Origin of the sequence: Mycoplasma struthionis (genome assembly GCF_003855455.1) — a bacterium.
Classification (GTDB): Bacteria; Bacillota_I; Bacilli_A; order Mycoplasmatales; family Metamycoplasmataceae; genus Metamycoplasma; species Metamycoplasma struthionis.
Window position 1 is genome coordinate 535,334 of sequence record NZ_CP034044.1, and the last position, 17,768, is coordinate 553,101.

18 protein-coding genes are annotated in these 17,768 nt (G+C 23.8%); 6 read left to right on the forward strand and 12 right to left on the reverse strand.

Annotation, left to right across the window (positions count from 1 at the left end; translation table 4 throughout):
* Nucleotide 1 precedes the first annotated feature (1 nt).
* The gene (locus tag EGN60_RS02345) at nt 2-925 is read right to left on the reverse strand and encodes a ZIP family metal transporter (RefSeq protein WP_124724478.1); all 924 of its coding nucleotides are present in this window, start codon (nt 923-925) and stop codon (nt 2-4) included.
* A gap of 101 nt (nt 926-1,026) precedes the next feature.
* Here EGN60_RS02345 and EGN60_RS02350 point away from each other — a divergent pair, with 101 nt between their 5' ends.
* Both EGN60_RS02350 and EGN60_RS02355 read left to right on the forward strand, forming a co-directional pair.
* Nucleotides 1,027-2,874, forward strand: coding sequence for an MAG3240 family lipoprotein (locus EGN60_RS02350; protein WP_245979638.1), 1,848 nt, complete (start codon nt 1,027-1,029; stop codon nt 2,872-2,874).
* A 10-nt stretch (nt 2,875-2,884) separates the two neighbouring features.
* Nucleotides 2,885-3,865: an HxHSH motif-containing lipoprotein gene (locus tag EGN60_RS02355; protein ID WP_124724480.1), complete on the forward strand. Its 981-nt coding sequence runs from the start codon at nt 2,885-2,887 to the stop codon at nt 3,863-3,865.
* Between the two features lie 83 nt (nt 3,866-3,948).
* Here EGN60_RS02355 and EGN60_RS02360 read toward each other — a convergent pair whose 3' ends face one another.
* The 4 genes from EGN60_RS02360 to EGN60_RS02375 are packed head-to-tail and all read right to left on the reverse strand — an operon-like array spanning nt 3,949 to nt 7,405.
* Complete coding sequence (locus EGN60_RS02360; protein WP_124724481.1) at nt 3,949-4,491, reverse strand: hypothetical protein; 543 nt, start codon at nt 4,489-4,491, stop codon at nt 3,949-3,951.
* Between the two features lie 44 nt (nt 4,492-4,535).
* The gene (locus EGN60_RS02365; RefSeq protein WP_124724482.1) at nt 4,536-5,705 is read right to left on the reverse strand and encodes an ABC transporter permease; all 1,170 of its coding nucleotides are present in this window, start codon (nt 5,703-5,705) and stop codon (nt 4,536-4,538) included.
* Nucleotides 5,698-6,654 carry an ABC transporter permease subunit gene (locus EGN60_RS02370; protein WP_124724483.1) on the reverse strand — a complete coding sequence of 319 codons (957 nt, stop codon included), beginning with the start codon at nt 6,652-6,654 and terminating at the stop codon, nt 5,698-5,700. Before EGN60_RS02370 ends, EGN60_RS02365 begins: the two co-directional genes overlap by 8 nt.
* 1 nt (nt 6,655) lies before the next feature.
* Nucleotides 6,656-7,405, reverse strand: a complete 750-nt coding sequence (locus EGN60_RS02375) for a variable surface lipoprotein (protein ID WP_124724484.1) — start codon at nt 7,403-7,405, stop codon at nt 6,656-6,658.
* Between the two features lie 128 nt (nt 7,406-7,533).
* On the opposite strand from EGN60_RS02375, the gene EGN60_RS02380 reads away from it, so the two are divergent.
* From EGN60_RS02380 to recU, 4 genes are read left to right on the forward strand one after another with little or no spacing between them, the layout of a single operon-like run.
* Nucleotides 7,534-8,127: an MAGa7180 family putative nuclease gene (locus EGN60_RS02380; RefSeq protein WP_245979642.1), complete on the forward strand. Its 594-nt coding sequence runs from the start codon at nt 7,534-7,536 to the stop codon at nt 8,125-8,127.
* Complete coding sequence (locus EGN60_RS03535; protein WP_245979645.1) at nt 8,088-8,372, forward strand: hypothetical protein; 285 nt, start codon at nt 8,088-8,090, stop codon at nt 8,370-8,372. The genes EGN60_RS02380 and EGN60_RS03535 overlap by 40 nt, the downstream gene beginning before the upstream one ends.
* Nucleotides 8,344-10,500, forward strand: coding sequence for a UU173 family protein (locus EGN60_RS02385; protein ID WP_124724485.1), 2,157 nt, complete (start codon nt 8,344-8,346; stop codon nt 10,498-10,500). The genes EGN60_RS03535 and EGN60_RS02385 overlap by 29 nt, the downstream gene beginning before the upstream one ends.
* 48 nt (nt 10,501-10,548) lie before the next feature.
* Nucleotides 10,549-10,998, forward strand: a complete 450-nt coding sequence (gene recU, locus EGN60_RS02390; protein ID WP_245979647.1) for a Holliday junction resolvase RecU — start codon at nt 10,549-10,551, stop codon at nt 10,996-10,998.
* A gap of 43 nt (nt 10,999-11,041) precedes the next feature.
* Here the strand turns inward: recU and EGN60_RS02395 are convergent, their stop codons facing one another.
* From EGN60_RS02395 to topA, 7 genes are all read right to left on the reverse strand, one after another.
* Nucleotides 11,042-11,317: an HU family DNA-binding protein gene (locus EGN60_RS02395; protein ID WP_124724486.1), complete on the reverse strand. Its 276-nt coding sequence runs from the start codon at nt 11,315-11,317 to the stop codon at nt 11,042-11,044.
* 20 nt (nt 11,318-11,337) lie between these two features.
* Nucleotides 11,338-12,327 (reverse strand): NAD(P)H-dependent glycerol-3-phosphate dehydrogenase, encoded by a 990-nt coding sequence (locus EGN60_RS02400; RefSeq protein WP_124724487.1) that lies wholly within the window; start codon nt 12,325-12,327, stop codon nt 11,338-11,340.
* 4 nt (nt 12,328-12,331) lie between these two features.
* Complete coding sequence (gene der, locus EGN60_RS02405; protein ID WP_124724488.1) at nt 12,332-13,651, reverse strand: ribosome biogenesis GTPase Der; 1,320 nt, start codon at nt 13,649-13,651, stop codon at nt 12,332-12,334.
* Nucleotides 13,644-14,318 carry a (d)CMP kinase gene (gene cmk, locus EGN60_RS02410; protein WP_124724489.1) on the reverse strand — a complete coding sequence of 225 codons (675 nt, stop codon included), beginning with the start codon at nt 14,316-14,318 and terminating at the stop codon, nt 13,644-13,646. Before cmk ends, der begins: the two co-directional genes overlap by 8 nt.
* Before the next feature lie 10 nt (nt 14,319-14,328).
* Nucleotides 14,329-14,682 (reverse strand): hypothetical protein, encoded by a 354-nt coding sequence (locus tag EGN60_RS02415; protein WP_124724490.1) that lies wholly within the window; start codon nt 14,680-14,682, stop codon nt 14,329-14,331.
* Between the two features lie 4 nt (nt 14,683-14,686).
* Nucleotides 14,687-15,676, reverse strand: a complete 990-nt coding sequence (locus tag EGN60_RS02420) for a hypothetical protein (protein ID WP_124724491.1) — start codon at nt 15,674-15,676, stop codon at nt 14,687-14,689.
* Between the two features lie 181 nt (nt 15,677-15,857).
* Nucleotides 15,858-17,723 (reverse strand): type I DNA topoisomerase, encoded by a 1,866-nt coding sequence (gene topA / locus EGN60_RS02425; protein WP_170149954.1) that lies wholly within the window; start codon nt 17,721-17,723, stop codon nt 15,858-15,860.
* Nucleotides 17,724-17,768: the final 45 nt, after the last annotated feature.

The window sequence follows — 17,768 nt, forward strand, 5'->3', positions numbered from 1 at the left end:
ATTAAAACCCGTGACTGTGGAATGATAATAAAACTATTGTAAACAATATTGCAAAAGCAAATAAAGCGAATGTTGAATAAAGAACTTTAGCATTTTGATTTATAACGTGGATAAATTCTGGTATTAATTCAAAAACAGCCATAAAGACAATTATTGCTCCTCCAGCTGCCATTAATGAAGGCAATACAAAGCCAAATTTATCAATTAGTTTTCCGGTAAAAGCTCCTATTAATAAAAATGGAATTATTAATAGAAATGTTAAAAAGTTATATAAAATAGCCTTTCATTTTTTTTCACCATATTGAAGTTGACGATAATAAATAATAACTACTTCTAATAATATGTGAATGTTGAAAGTAATGATTAAAGGAATACTTACTGTATAGTCAGTGTAAGATGTTAATAATGAATAAACACTGTATCCTAAAAATAAACCATCAATAATTCTATGACTCATAATCATTATTATTGCAAGTCATCCAGCTTTAGGGTTATCTATATCTTTAAAAGAAATTAAGTGATCTGAGTGTGAGTGTTCTTCATGATTTGCATGAAAGTGATTTTTTTTGCTTTTAACAAATATATAACGACCTATTATAACAATTGAAAGTCCAATAAATGCCCCTAAACCAATTATCAATGCAGTTCAACCAGGAATTTCTTTTTCAGCAACTCTAATCTGATGTAAAAAGTAACTTGAGATTCTATAGGATTCTTGTAAAAAACCTACAGCTCCAATCATTAAAAACATACCTGTTGAAAAAGCATATAAATAAATGTTTGATTTTTTAGTGATTTTAAATTTGAATAAAGATAGAATGAATAATAAAATTAAAGGTCCACCTAACAATATACAAATATATATCAATACATTAATTGCTAAAGCAGGGTAAAAAGTCAAATTTTCACTTTCACTAACAAACATAATTATTCCTTTTCTTCAATCTTTTAAGACAAATATATTATGAAATTATACATTATTTTTTAACTTATGCTTTAAAAAAAATGGTAAAATTTTAAATAATTATGGAAAAAAAGAATGTTTTAAAACTTTTATTTTCTTTGTCAACTTCTGCAATAGCAGGATCTTTTTTAGTATCTTGTCAACAAATAAATCAACAAAAAAGTTTTATTGATATTAATAAAATTTCAAGAAGATATTTGAATCGTTTAAGTTTAAATCAAATAGCATCATTACACAATTATCAAAAGATATTTAATTACTATGATTCAAATAATAAAAAGCAATATTATGACGAAGCTAAAATAAAAAATAATAAATTAATTTTGATAGCCCCAAATAGAGAATATGAATATAAAATAGATTTTCCTATTAGAAGTCAATGAGTTCAATCAATTAGTGAATTTAATAATGTTAATATACTAGACGGATTAAAAAAAGCTGATGTAAATGACTTTTTTAATTCTTATACTTTTGATGAAGTTGATTCAGCAAACGGTTTTAATGATGAATGATTTAGCGTCTTAAATGAAAAATTTAAGCATGATTTTACAAGAGTTGGTGATCCATATTTTGCTGATATTCAAACAATTATATTTAGAATTTTTAGTGATATTGCATCAAATTATTCTTTAATGAATGATAGATTCATGGTTAATAAAGATAATAAAAAAGTTTTATACAATAATATTTTTCAACCTCAGTTTATTCAAGCTGAGTCTTGAATTTCTAAAGATCATATTGAACAAAGAAAAATTTTTGAAAGTTTATTGGCTTTATATTTAAATAAATTTAATGTTGATATAAAATCAGTTGAAATTGATTGAGATAATTTAAAAATTCTTCATTCATTTTCAGGAGCTTCTGATTATGTTGCTTTCAAATTTAAAGACATAAAAAATTGAGATAATCAATCTATTCTTTCAAATGAAAATAAAGAAAAAACTTTTTATATAAATGGATTTAGAACTTATAAAACAGCTCAAAAATTTGGAGTTGGTTTAGAAGGTTTAAAAGAAAAATTACCTTTATTTAATGATTATATTCCTAACCCGCTATTGTATATAAATGGTGGAAATATTTTAAACATTGTAGATAATATAAACTATTTTGTTAAATCAGCTACCTCAATTGATTTTTGAAATACAAAAGGTTTAATGTATTTATTTCAAAATTTTAAAGATAAATTTTTCTATATTGATGTTCCGGATTATAAAAAAGATGAAGATAAAGAATATAAAATCATTGATTTTCATTACACAGATTATTTAAAAACTAATCAGCTATTAGTTGCAACAGTAAGAGTAATTAAAAAAGACAATTCTTTTAAAGATTATAGTTTAATAAGTTCTAATTTTGACGATCATGGTCATAGATTGAAAGGAATGATTTTAAAAAATAAAAAACCACAAGATTTATTAGTAAGTGATATTTATAGTTATAAAGTTCCTAATGATCCTTTACCATCTGGAATTTCATTAGATGATTTTATTTCTTTAAATAAAGAATCAGCTTTTATGATTTTATTAAAAGTTGCGTTCGAAAAGCTTCAAAATAATTTTGGATATTGAAATAATGATTACAGAGCAAATTTTGAAGCTTCTAACTTAAATAGTGATTCATTTCAAATTAAACTTTTAGGTGCTTATATAAATAATTATTTATTAGCTTATGAACTTGAAAATAAAGTAAATGAAATAAGATCTGGTGTTAAAAGAATTGATTTAGAAGTAATTAAAGATGATCAAAATATAGGTCAATTAAAGCTAAAACTAAAATTTATGGGTTATAAAGATAATAATGATTTTAATTTTATAAATAAAGAAGATCCATTAATTAAAGAAATTACAGTTTTATGAAATGGCTTTAAAGGTTCAGATACTAATTTAGAACCATTTGAGGTAATTAAATAAGGAGGCAAATATGAAAAAAAGATTAAAATTTTTATTTTTAGCTACTCCTTTTATTCCTTTGTTTTTAAATTCATGTGCTGTTAATCATGATAATGAAGATAAAGAAGATAATTTAAAATTAAGATCAAGTGTTTCTTCTAATTTAAAAACTGAAAGCTTTGATTTCAAAAATGAAGAAGTAAAAAAAGTTAATAATTTTTATGAAAATGACGTTGTTAAAATTTTTAATGATTTAAAAAATTCTTATCGTAATTACCGCGGAATTTTTAGTTCAATCAAAAGAAATTTAGATATTTTAAGAAACAAAATTTTTAAAGTTGCTAATGAACAAGGTCTAAAAGAAGACAGAGATTTGTTGTTAGATTTTTATAAAAAATATCTATCAGAAAAAGAAGAAGATTTAAAAAATAAAGCTTTAGCATTGAAATTGTTTAAATATTCATTGATTTTTCAAGATGTTGATGCAGTTTTAGTTGATACTAATTTGGTTTTTGAAAGTAATGAATTTTTAGAAAATTTAAAGATTATTGATCAAAGATTAAATGGTTTTGATATTAATTTAGCCAAAAGTCAAAATGCTTTAGAAGCAATGTGAGAATTTTTAAAATCACATTTATTTAATGAAAATGCTTTAACTGGTCCTTCAAAAATAAATTCAGTTAATTTATCAGCAGATAAAAACTCACACAGCCATTCACACGCTATTATAAATTTAGTTTATGAGTTAGGTTTATGACATAATTCACTTTTTGAAAATATCAAACCTGAAATAACAGAATTTAGACAAGAATATTTAGAAGCAAAAAAACATATTATTGATAATTATGATCATATTGAAATAGATAGTAATTTTAATAATTTATATAGAGTTTTAAATTTAGATGGAAATTTGAAAGGTGATTATAATATCATTGATGAAACATATAGAAATAAAGCTAAAAAAGTAATGGATGAAATTAAAAAAGTTTTATTAAATATTGCTAAAGAATAGGTTTGAATATTAATTTTGATTAATTTTTAAAATAATGAACTACGTTTCATTATTTTTTTTATAAAAAAACTAGAGATTGAGCTCTAGTTTCTTGCTGGTTTAGGGATTTTGTTAAATAAGTCAGTTACACTATTTACAATAGGTGTATATTCCCCGGTGAATTTTTCAATAGCAAATGGTAGTGCATTTTTAATAATTTCAGCTTTAGTTGCTAAGCCTGATATATCAATTGCTTTCAATTTTATTTCTTGCATAGCATGATACTCGACTGTAAACTCTTTAATTGACAATTTGGCTTGTCCAGCTTTTTCTCTGAAAGCGTTGTAAGCATTGTAATCTTTTATAAAACGGTTTAAATAAATTGCACCAACTGAAATTATAAATAGACCAAGTGCTAAGAATACTAAGCTAAAAACTAGTCTTAATATTCTTCTAATTAATCCCCCTCCGTTTTTTCTAAATGTTTTTGTTATTCCTGCTAATGATCCAATTGAAATTAATGAACCAATTAAAAGTAATACGATAGTTAAAATAAAAAATCAAAACTCATGTGTTACTTGGCTGTATTTGGCTTCTAAATATAATCTAACTGGAGTTATTGCTTCATTACTCTTTTCTAATTGCATATAAAAATTATATAAAAAAAAATAAAATAAGCAAATAAAATTGCTTATTTTAAGTTTGGAAATAATGTTGCAGAAAATGATAAATTTAACAATTTTAGTTCTATTAAAAAAGTTAGTAAATAAATTGTAATTATTATTAAAGGCAATGGATTTGATGTTACAATATCAATACTTTCTTTTAAAATAACTCCTAGATTTAAATCATTATCTTGTTTTATCATATTTAAAAAAGCAAGTGATGAAATAATTATTATATTAATTGCAAATCTTTCAACTACTGAAACTAATAAACTTGGAAAAATTCTTTTTAGCATATGTTTAAAAATAATTTGGCTTTTATTTAAACCTATTGCTTTATAAGCTAATATAAAATCAGAATTTTGTAAGCTTAAAAGTTCATTTTTTGAAATTTCATAATAAGAAATTCAAGATATTAAAGAAAAAGAAATGATTATTCCATATCAATTACTACTTAAAAATATGCATAAAAGAAATATTCAAATAATTTCTGGAATACTATTTAAAATAGTTGCAACTTGATCTATTATTTTTGCATATCATTTGTTTTTATTAAAAACATAAATAGAAGCTAAAATAAAACCTGTGAAAATATTTATGAAAACAGCAACTAAAACAATTAATATTGATACAAATATAGAGCTTAATGTTCTTGAATATAAATCAATTCCATTTGAATTTGTACCTAAATAAATATTGCTAAAGTTAATATTATTATTTAAAGAAATTGAATTTAAATTTATTGCTTTTAATAGATCATATGCATTATATTGCAGTATTACTATATCTGTGTGAACTGTTAAAGGTCCACCTGTTTCAAATGCAGAATCGTATAAAATTTTAAAAACAGGGTTTTGATTTGCTTCAAAAGCTCTTTTTTCTTCTAAAGTTGCAATATTTCTAATAAAATCTAATTCTTGTCCTCTAACAAAATTTTTTGTAACAATCGGAGCAAAATATGGAGGTAAATTATTTACATAAATACTATCAGAATTTATTGATATAACAGGAGAATTTTTTATAAATAATAAAGCAAAAATTAAAGTAAATAAAGTTATTAAAAACAAACTAAAAATTGCAATATTACTTTTTTTTCTAAAAAATCTTTTTCAAAATAATTTGCTTTCTTTTTGATGAATTACATAATCTTGTAATTGTTTTTGTTTTTTTACAAAAGAGTATAAATTTTTAGGCATGTTTTACACCCTTTCTTTTAATAAAAAATAAAGATTTATTTACTTTTTGAACTGGATTTAGAATATCTAAAACAATTGAAAAAATAAATCTTGATATTAAAATTGTTATAAAACTAAATCAAAAATAAAACATTATTAAATTTATTTCAGCTTTTGAAAAAGCATAAGCAATAAATATACTTTGTCCAGGTATTGAAAAAATTCTTTCAACAACTAATGAAATTGAAAACAATAATAAATAATAAGGAATTAATACTTGAAGCTCTGAAATAATTAGATTTTTTAAAACTTGCTTTAAAAATAATCTTTTTTTATCTTGTCCTAAAGAAAGAGCAAATAAATAATATTCAGAGTTTAAGATTTCTTTAACAACTTTTCTAGCTCTTGCATGTATTAAAGATATTGTTCCAAAAGAAGTAAAAGTTATTGGAACTAATAAAGATGCAAAGGTTAAAGAATTATTAATTAAAAACTGAGAAGGATAACCAAAAGTTTCAGAAAATCCTAAAGCTAAAACTGCAATGATTATTAAAGGAATAACAGCTATAAATCCAATAATAATATTAATAATAAAATCAGCTGTTTTATTATATTTATATGCACTAAATATGCCTAATAGATTTCCTATAATTAAACTTAAAAAGAAAATTAAAATTGTAAATAAAAATGTTCATTTAAATTGACTAAAAAATAAAATCGATATTGATAGATTAGTATTTTTTAATTCATTTGAAAATATTTTCTGTCTTTTAAAAGTTATTAAATCTCTTAAATAATTTAAATATCTTATAAAAAGATTTTTTTCAATATTTTCACTAACGGCCAAATTTTTTTTGACTTGTGGTTCTATTAAAACATTGATTGCAAAATAAGTTATTGATAAAACTATAAAAAATATTAATAAATAAATTGCAATTCTTTTAAATAGATTTTTATAATCGAAATACATTTTATTCAGCTAGATTTGTAATATAAAATTCAGCATTTATTTTATTTACATCATTTGGGTTGCTTTTTTTGTAACTTAATATTTCTAAAAATGTTATTTTATTAGCATCATCAATTCTTGTTTTATCTAAATTGAATTTAAATTCTAAGCCTTCATTTTCAAGATTATTTTCTTCTGTTATGTCAACATATTTTTTTAAAGTGTTTATTAAACTTTCAAAACCTTGATCTTGCGCTTTTTTAATTTCTTGTTTTAATGTTTCTGGATTTGCTTTTATTTTTGAAGTTGTATTTAAAATATAATTACCTATTTTAACTTGTTTAGCTTGTTCATTTAAAAAACCTATAATATCGAATCTAGCAACTCTTGAAGAACTGGTTGAAGATATTGTTTGTTTAATATCTAAATGTATTTGACCAATGTTGGCGTGCGCATGTGTTGAAGGTTCCACTGAATAAGTTGCATTTTCAGGTATTTCTGAAATGTCATATTTAATATTATATTTATTAAAAATATCTGTAATGTTTTTTAAAGTTGAAGCTGCTTTTAATTCTTCAACTACTTTATTAGCATTAACATTTTCTTGATTTAAGGCTTTTTTAGCAATTGAAAGTCCTAAGTTAGTTGACATCTCAACATTTTCTTGTTGTTTAATTACTTTTTTTTCTTCTTTTTTACATGAAATTGCAACTAAAGGCATTGTTACAATTGCTGAAATTGACAAAAAGCTTATTAATTTTCTCGTTTTCATATTTTCTCCTGTAATTAATTATATAATATATAATTATAGCAAAAAATAAATATTATAAAAAAATTATTATCATTTTTTATATACAAATAATTATATAAAAAGTGTTATTAAAATTAGGAGTAAAGTAAATGGAAGATATAAAAATACCTTCAAGAAGATTCTATAACAATAAACACTATTTTTTAGATTATGAAAACAAAGTTTTGCGTGTAGAAGAAAATATTTTAAAAGAGATGCAGTCAAATAAACCTGGAACTTTTAAGGGTTTTAAAAAAATAACAGGTTCAGCTTTATCAAATATTTTAAAATTAACATCATTTGATAGCCAATTTAAAGGTTTTGTTAACATATGTCGTTTTGATATGCCTATTATTAATACAATGTATGTAGATGCTGGTAAGGCAGTTGAACCTAAAGTTATTGAAAGAATTCAATCTAAATTTGATGAAGTAATTCAAAGATTTGAAGCAGAACAATACAATTATGACTATTTTAAAAGTAATGAACTTTTTGGTGGTTTGCCCGATGGTTATGTTGAAAATCAAAAGTTAATTATTGAAATTAAAACTGTAGGAGAAAAAAACCTTGAAAAATGAACTACAAATGGTGTGACTCCAGGTTATATAAAACAAGCTCAACTTTATACATATTTAATGGGAGCTAAAAAATTCACTATAGTTGGTTGTTTTCTAAAAAAGAAGATTATGATCATCCTGAATTAGTTGACGTTAGATTTAGAAAAATTAAAAACTGAAACTATGAATTAAATGAAGCTCAAGTTTTAGATGATATGAAAAAATGTAAAGACTTTTTTGACAAATATACATCACTAGGAGTTAGTCCTCAATGAGATGAAAAAGTAGATATGGACTTAATTAAATATTTAGCTTGCACAAATGAACAAGAATGAAAAGAATTATATTTAAAGTGAGTTGAAGATGAAAAAAGAAAATCAAGTGAACAATAAAAAATATTACAATTGAAAGACTTTTGCAATTTTAAATTCTGCAAGACCTTATTATGCTTTTAATAATATTCTAGAAGAAAATATGATTGATACAATCAATGATATAGTTTTAGAAAAAGATCAAGAATTTGATAGAAATTTATTAGTAGATTTTGGATTTGAAAAAATTAATAATTTAATTGAAAAGAATTTTAAAGATTTATTAACTCAACAAGAACTTGAAGAACTTAGCGAATATGAAAAAGCTTCTTTAATTAAAAAAAGAACAAAAAACTTATCATATGATGATAAAAATTTTGCTGCCTTACAAGAACTTTTAAGTATTGATAATGTTTTTAGACCTTCTTCATCAATGCTAGAAGAATTAGAAAAACAAGCTGAGGATTTTGTAACTGATTATTATAAAAAAGAAAAAAATAGAAATATAGTTTTTATTAATAAAAAAGTAAATAAAGAACTTCAAGCAAAACAAACATTAGAAAGTTTAAATAAAAAAAATTTAATTATCAATCCAACTTTTATAATTAATGAAAATATTGTTTCAAGTCCTTATTTTTATGATTGTAAAGAAAACGTTTTAGGTATTCTATTATACAGTTCATCTACTAAATTTAAACATTTATTTAGAAGTTATTATGATACAAAAGTAATTAGAGATGCTTTAAAAAATATTTTTGATGAACCTGTATCGAAAATTGTTTTAATTGTTCCTAAATATGAAGACAAAAAAGATGTTAAAAGGGGTAAATTAAACTTTCTTTTTTCAGAATATTGTAGAACTTCAAAAACTCCTTCTCAATCTACTACAAAAGAAAAATATTCTCAAAAAGAGATTATTGAAAGAAAATTAGGAATTGTTGAATCTAAAAATAAAAGAAATCCTGTTATTATGAAATATGTTGACGGCGAATTAACTTCAGAAAATATTAAATTTAAATTTGATAAGTTGACTGATAATAAACAACTAGGATATCGTTGCAGTTTTAATAAATTTTTAGCATATTGCAAAGATCCGTTTTCTTTTATTGAAGTTAGAGAATTATTTAAAGATCAAAGAGGAAATGATTTAGATATTAATTTAGACGATTTTGAAGATCCATTAAATTTAGCATTGCCTTTTTTTAATGATTTAATTGCTAAAAAAATACCTAATTATAAAATTTCTTTAAAATCTGTAGCTAAATTAAAAGTTCGCCAAGTAAATCCTTATGTTAATGATGAATATAAACCTTTAGATTTAAAAGAAAAAGCCTTTTTAGCATTTTATGAAAGAAAAGCTATTTTATGAGATGAAGAAAGAATTAAAAATAATGAAGGCTGAAAAAAATTAAATGACCCTAATGAAACAATTGTTTGATTTGATTTTGAAGGAGTTACTAAAGCAACTCCAATTATGGATTATGTAAGAGCATGAAATCAAGTTGTTTCACAAACTTCTTTTATAACTACTAAAAATGATGAAGTAATTCATAATAGCAATGAATTTTATATGAAAAATTATGAAAACTATACTTACAAAACATTTTTAGATATTATTGAAGACATTAAATATGGTGGACATGAACATAAAGAAGAATTAAAAGGAACATCTTTTGTTGTTTTTAATAAAGGATATGAAAAACCAAGAATTCAAGAAATGATTGAGATTTTAGAAATTTATAAATCAAAAAATTTATTAACTGAAGCAGAACTTAATAAAGCTAAAGAAAGTGCTAATTATATTATTGATAATTTAATTGATATAGCTGATTTTTATAAAACTAAAAACTCTCGTGATATTGATCCTTATAATCAATTAATTAGTATATCTGATATAAAAGCTAAATATTCAATTAAAAAATTAGAACATTATGTAACTGAAAACAATATTGAATTGAAACATAAAATAAAACCATACTCATCTTTAGAAATTAAAAATGGTATGATGGCTTTATCTGAAACTACTTTATATGTTTTAGGAGCTATAGGTCAAAAAGAATGAGATGAAAAAATTCAATTTTTATGTGAATATTGTGAAAATGACGTTATGGCCATGATAATGGTAAAAGATTTAGTTCAATATATTTTAAATAAATCAAGATCAGAAAATTATTATCATAAACTAAAAGATTATAAAAGAAAAATATAAGAAAAAGTAGGGAAATAATTCCCTACTTTTTGTAGTTTAATTTATATTATGGAATTACAAAAAAACAGAGGAATGCTACTTGAATCTATAATAAATCAAACTAATATTTTTTATTTAACTAATAAAATCGCCTTAATTCATAAAAAAAATTTAGACATAAATTTTAAAGGTGTTGCTCTTGAAAAAAATAAATTAAAACTAAAAGATGCAACTATAAAATCTAAAAGTACAGTTGATTATTACGGAGTTTATAAAGGCAAATTTATTGCTTTTGAAGCAAAAAGTACTGAAGAAAAAAATTTTTCTTTAGCTAATGTTAAAAAACATCAAGTTGAGTATCTTAACTTAATTGAAAGTTTTTATGGATTAGCTTTTTGAATAATATATTTTAAATATCAAAACGAATTTATATTTTTAAAACATTGTGATTTTTTAGAAATAACAAAAAATAAAAAACACTCTCATTTGAAAAAGCTTTTCAAAAAGGAGTTGTTTTAAAATTAGAATTTCCAGGAATATTAGATTATTTAAAAGTTTGTGATTAATTATTTACTTTTGTTTTATAAGCTTTTGAAAATTTAAATCTAGGTTCTATTCTGGGATCAGTTTGTATTGTTTTTTTTGTAATGTTATGGGTTCTCGTTCTTCCCTCAACTTGTTTTGAACTAAATAAGCCTCAACCTGAAATAGAAACGGTATTACCACTTTTAATTTCATCAGTTATAATTGTAATAACTTCGTCAAGCACTGCTTCAACTGTAGTTTGTTGATAACCAGAGATTTGACTAGTTTTTATAATCAGCTCTTTTTTGTTCATGTCACCCCTTTTCTAAATTACTAATTTTCAGATTTCAAAGGCGAATTCATCATCTTAGTAATTATTTCTTTTGGATTCTTTTTTAGATATATTATTTGATATAAAGCTTCTATGATAGGCAGTTTTAATATGTCTGTTTTTATATACCTTTCATAAAAAATCTCGATGGTTTTTAAACCTTCGACTGTAAGATGATCACTATTAACTTTTTGATTGAAAAAGTTTAAGCCAAATTTATAATTTCTTGACTTATCTGATAAAGCAGTTAGAATTAAATCACCTAAGCAACTTAGGCCTAATAATGTCTTTTTGTTTCCTTTTATAAATTTAGTATAAGTTTCAATTTCAATAAATGCTCTTGTAATAATAGCTGCTTGAGTATTTGTACTATATCCAAGTCCAGCTGCTAATCCTGTAGCTATAGCAATCATATTTTTAAAAACTGCTCCAGCTTCAGCTCCCTTAACATCTATTTGTGAATAAACTCTAAAAAAACTATTTGAGAATAATTTTTGAACTTTTATATTTTGAGCTACACTTTTTGAAACTGCGTCAACCAAAGTTATATTTTCATTGACAATGTCAATTGCAAAAGAAGGTCCAATTAACGAAACAACGCCTGAAATCATTTCGTTTTTCTTAGATAATTTTTCCATTCTTTCATGAACAAATTCTACTGTATCAGGTCAAAATCCCTTTGCAACGTTTATAATGATAACCCTTTTTTGCAAAAGTTTTATACATTTTTCAAAAACTTCAGGAATAAATTTACTTGGAATTGCTATTAGAATGTAATCTGCGTCATTTACAGCCTCTTCTAAAGAAAGAGTTACTGAAAATTTACCTAAATAAATGTCTTCAAAATATTTCTTGTTATAACCATTTTTTAAGTCTGTTAATTCATTTTTATCTATTCCATAAATTCATACGTTATGGCCATTTTTAGATAAAACTGATGCGCATGCAGAGCCCATTGCCCCGCTTCCTAAAATAGCAATTTTAGTTTTCATAAATTTACTCCTTGTCTTTTTTATTTTTATTTCTTAAAATCAATTCGATTGGAGTTCCAGAAAAATCATAGTTTTCTCTGATTTGATTTTCAATATATCTCATATATGTAAAATGAGCTAGATCTGTGTTATTAACAAATAAAACAAATGTTGGAATCTTTGCTTCAATTTGTTTTGCAAATGTAATTGAAAGTCTCCTACCTTTTATAGAAGATGCAGGCCTTATCATCTGGGCTGTCATTATTACATTGTTTAACTGGTTTGTGTTAATTTTTCTTGAAATGTTATTTTTTACTCTTATTATTTCGTCAATTAATTTATGAACACGGTTTTTATTTTTAGCTGAAATAAAGACCACAGGGGCTCAATCAACGAATTTTAATTTTTTAGCAAGATTCTTTTTATACTGATCCATTGTATTTGTATCTTTTTCAATTAAATCTCACTTATTAACGATTATTATTAAAGGCTTTTTAAGTTCATATGCTATTCCAATTATATTTTGATGGAAATGACTAACTTCATCTTCAGCATCTAATAAAAGAAGACATAAATCTGCTTCTTCTATTGATTGATTTGCTCTCATTAATGAATAATGCTCAATACTATCGGTTAATTTACTTTTTCTTTTAATTCCGGCAGTATCTACAATTTCAAATTCTTCATTTTTTAATTTAATTATTGAAGAAACTGAATCTCTAGTTGTTCCAGCAATTTCACTAACTATTGATCTATTTTCGTTTGATAATGTATTTAAAAGTGTACTTTTTCCAACGTTTGGTTTTCCTAGAAGCGCAAGTTTAAAATTCTTATTTTCATCTTTATTATTAAAATCTAGATGACTTAAAGTAGCATCTAAAAGGTTTCCCATTCCATCACCATGAATTGCTGAAATTGCATAAATTTCATCAAAACCTAGTGAATAAATTGAGTTATCGAAATAGTTAACTTTAGATCCTTCTAATTTATTTACTGCTAATAAAACAGGTTTGTTAGTTTTTCTTAAAATATTAGCTACATATAAATCTTCAGTAGTTAATGGTTCTTTTCCATCAACCATAAAAATAATGGCATTTGCTTCATCTATAGCTATTTGGGCTTGTATTTTAATTTGAGATTTGAAGTCTTCATTTTCAATAGTAATTCCACCAGTATCGATTATTTTAAAATTCTTACCAGCTCAGGCAGCATCTTCATATAATCTATCTCTAGTAACACCAGGTGTATCGTAAACTATTGATTTTCTTTTATTAATAATTTTGTTAAATAATGTACTTTTACCTACATTTGGTTTTCCAATAATTGCTATAACGTTTTTAGGCATTGTTTATCCTTTTTAAGACTTCTTGATACATTACATCAAAATTTTCTTCAACACTCATATTTGATGTGTCAATTTCTATACTGCCTTCACTAACTTTTAGAGGATCAATATCTCTATTCATATCGTTATAATCTCTAATTTTCATTGATTCTAAAACCTCTTCATAGTTTGAATCAATACCCATTTCTTTATCCTGTTTAACTCTTCTATGAGCTCTAACTTCAGCTGTAGCTCATAAAAAGAATTTAACTTCAGCATCTGGTAAAATACGATATGTTGCATCTCTACCATCAACTATTATTCCTTTATATTTTTTTCCGAAGTTTTGAATAAACTTATTAACTTTATGCCTAATTGAAGGAAATTTAGCAATTGAAGAAGCGGCTCTTGAAACTATGTCTTCTCTTATTTTTGTTGTGATATCATCATTTTTTAATAAAATTCGATCGTCTTCTGTAACATGTAAATCATCTATATGTCAAGCATCATTTATAGCTTGTTCATCTTCTAAATTAATGTTATTTTGAATTGCATTATAAGCTATTGCTCTATAAAATGTTCCACTACTTAGGAATTTAAAACCTAGCTTTTTAGCTAGCATTGTAGACATAACAGTTTTCCCTACGCCAGACGGTCCATCTATTGCGATATTTACACGTTTTTTCATATTTCTCCTTTTATTTTAAATTTTTTATATCATTTTCAAAATCTTCTAGTTCTTTTTTAAATTCATCAAATTCTTCTACATTTTCATATATTTGATAAAGGTTTTGAATTTCTTTTAAACTGTTTTTAAAACTTTCTATTTGATTTTTAATGTTTTTTGATTCTAAAGAATTTTTAAATAAATCTTTATTAAAAATAATTTTTAGAATTTCAGATAAACTCAAAGAATTTAAATCATTAATTCTATTATTTTCAATTTTAAAAAAACTATAAATTTTGTTTTGAGCTTTAATAAATTCAATTGCTTCTTTTTTAAGTTGTTTTTTTTGATTTGTAAAGTTAACTGTATTTTTTTGATTTTTCATTAAATTAAATGCCTAATATATTAAATTGTTTTTTTCTTCCTTCGGATTTTACATTTTCATTTGTTTTATTTATATAACGATAATTAATTGATAAAATGTTTAACTTTTTAACAGGATTTCAAGTAACTATCGGTTCAGGGTTTTCTTTATCTATATACGGAACTACTTTAAATTCATCTTTTGGATAAATATCTGGAAAAGCATTGTAATCTTCCATACTTTTTGAAAAGATGCTAAATATTTCATTTCGAAATTCATCGGTATCAAATCAATTATCTTTATTTGTCCTTTTTTTGTATTCAACACTTTTTAAAAGAACATCAGCAAATTGTTTTGAAATTTTATCAGAGTTTTTATCAAATTCTGAATTAGGCATTCATTTTTCATTTTGACTAAGTATTTTAACGACCTGTTCACCTTTTAAAAAATATCTTGACTGAGGTGTTTTTCTTACTTTAGATGACTCATAATTACCACTAGCGTATTCATAATTTAAATAAATTTCATAGCTTAAAAGTAATTCATTATCGTTTTGTCCTAATTCTAAATTTGTATATTTAAAATCTAAAAATTTAACATTTTCATAATTCGAAGTTTTGCTAAATCTTTGAGATAAAAAAGCATTAACATCAAACTCTTTAGGTGCTATCTTTTTTAATTCATTAAGTTTCTTAGTAGAAATATTTTCACTAACAAACTCAGGGTGAGCTTTAACAAAATTTTCCATTTTTTGATCGCTCAATTTTTTTTGTGAAATAAAAGAATTATATAAATCACTTGCGCTTTGTGAAGTTTGCAATTTATCAGAAACTTTAACTTTATTAGCGGCTTCTAAAAATTTCTGAGGACTTCAATAAGTTTTTTCGATATTTAAACTGTTTTTATAAACATAGTAAATAGAACCGCTAATTGAGCCTACAATTGCAGTTCCTAAAATTAAATAACCGAAAGTCGTTGCAACCCTTTGTTTAATACTTTTCTTTTTATTTAACATATTAAGAATTTTAAACTAAAGATTAAAAAATAATTAGATAATAATAAAAAAGAATTTAAATTAAGTTAAAAAACAAAAAATTTAACTTTTTTTAATAATTTTTTAAATAAAAAAATAACGAAACTTAATTTTTTGCTAACAAAATTAGCCTCTTTAAGTTTCGTTATTAATTAATTTTTAATTAATCAGCTTTATTTTTGCTTAATTTTTTAAATCTTCAAAAGCGTTTTTTAGGTTGATCTTCTCCTGCACTTTTTACAAATTTACATTTAGGAAAATTGCTGCAACCAATGAATTTTGCCTTGCTTATTTTGGCATATCTATACACTAATGGAGAACCGCAATTTGGACAAATTTCATCTAATTTTTCAGGTGCTAAAACAGTAACTTCAACTGTATCTTTAACGTTTAAATATTTATCATTAAATATATCTCAAAATGTTTGCATTAACTCTTTATAGTTAGCTTGTCCTTCTGAAATTAAATCTAATTGTTCTTCTACAATAGCGGTATATTCTTCATTTATTGTAGTAGGGAAATTAGCAATTAATTTTTCTAAAACAGCTATTCCAAACGCTGTTGGAACAAGTGCATTATTTTTATTTTCAACAAATAATCTTTGTTTAATTATTTTAACAGTTGTGGCAAATGTTGAAGGTCTTCCTACTTTTATATCATCTAACATTTTAATTAAAGAACCTTCTGTATATCTTGCAGGTGGTTGAGTTTGTTTATCTGATAGTATAAAATCTTCAACATCTAAAACATCACCAATTTTATATTTTGGTAAATTAAAAGCATTATCATAACCTGTTAAAGCATAATATCCATCAAAAATTACTTTTGAAGCTGAAATTCTAAAAAAGTATCCTTGATTTTCTAATTCATAAGTATAAATTTCTCTTTTAGGAACATTCATCAATGCTGATAAAGTCTTTTTGTAAATTAATTCATAAGTATAAGCATCAACTGGTGATAAATCATATTTATTTTTAGCATCTTCCGGTCTTAATGTAACATCCGTTGGTCTAATAGCTTCGTGAGCATCTTGCGCTCCACTTACACCTTTGATTTCTTTAGCTACATATTCTTCGCCGTATGTATTTTTTATATATTTTCTTGCTTTTTGAATAAATGAATCACTTAATCTGGTTGAATCAGTTCTAGGATATGAAATAAGCCCATTTTCAAAAAGTCTTTGTGCACTTCCTTGAACAGTTTCTGAACTGTGTTTTGATTCTTTATATAAAATTGATTGTTTAAAAGGAGTAACGGCAGCTTCTTTTCTTGAACTTACTTTAAAATCTTTTACTTTTAAAGTTTTATTTTTGTTTAAAGTGTCAAAAATTAATTGAGATTTTTCTCTACTAATTCAAGTATTTTCACCTTCAAAATCTTGATTTTTTTTATAAAAGAAACTTGCTTCAAGTCCGTTTACTAATTTTGCATCTATTTTTGAATATAAAATAGGAACAAATTTTTCAATTTCTTTTTCTTTATCAACTACTAATTTTAAGGCAATAGATTGAACTCTTCCTGCTGAAGGTTTAACAGGAGAATTTTTAATTTTATTTTTAACTAAATTAGATAATTTAAAACCAATTATTCTATCTAACATTCTTCTTGCTTTTTGAGCTTTAACTAAATTTTCATCAATTTTTAAAGGATTTTTTAAAGAATAATCAATAGCTTCGGCTGTTATTTCGTTGTATTTTATTCTTTTATATATATTTTCAATTTTTAAAGTGTTTACTAAATTGTTAGCAATAGCTTCACCTTCACGGTCCGGGTCAGTTGCAATTAATACTTCATTTGCGTTTTTAACAGCAGATTTTAGTTCTTCTATTATTTTTTTCTTAGTTGGGTCTTGAACCATTTTAGGTTCTCACTTTTCAAAGTCAATACCTAATTTTTCAGGACCACTAGTTGACATTTTTAAGATGTGTCCAACACATGAAATTACATTAATATCATCACCTACATATTTTTGAATTGTTTTTACTTTATTAGGTGATTCGACTATCATAACTTTATTTGCAATTGACATACTGTCCTCCGTTTTTAACATTATTTAATAATAACACACTTAAAA